Origin of the sequence: Xenorhabdus santafensis (assembly GCF_033949405.1) — a bacterium.
Lineage (GTDB): Bacteria > Pseudomonadota > Gammaproteobacteria > Enterobacterales > Enterobacteriaceae > Xenorhabdus > Xenorhabdus santafensis.
In genome coordinates this window covers 1-290 of record NZ_VCDN01000313.1, presented here as the reverse complement: position 1 = coordinate 290, position 290 = coordinate 1, and the positions used below count along the sequence as shown (strand labels likewise).

The 290-nt window shown below is 33.4% G+C and carries 1 protein-coding gene; it reads left to right on the top strand.

Features of this window, described 5'->3' with window-relative positions; genetic code table 11:
* Nucleotides 1–5: 5 nt before the first annotated feature.
* The gene (locus tag FE392_RS22620; RefSeq protein ID WP_500692707.1) at nt 6–128 is read left to right on the top strand and encodes an EcsC family protein; all 123 of its coding nucleotides are present in this window, start codon (nt 6–8) and stop codon (nt 126–128) included.
* Nucleotides 129–290: the final 162 nt, after the last annotated feature.

The window sequence follows — 290 nt, the reverse complement described above, 5'->3', positions numbered from 1 at the left end:
AAGGTATACCGGTAATTGGAATGGCAATTGGATCTACAGTGAATTATCGTTTAACAAGAAACGTTACTGAATTTGCAAATAGATTTTATCAAGTGCGCCATATAGTCGAGAAAGAAAAAAGAGCATAAAAAAAGCGAGAGGCCGAAGCCTTTCGCTTTTTTTAATTTGTTGCATGTTTTTTGGACATTGGAATAGATACTGGTTGCTTTTCTGCTTTTTTTTCTGTTTTTGGATAGTAAATTAAATCCAATGTTTTTGCCTGTACGGCAATTGAAAGAATAGTAAAAGCA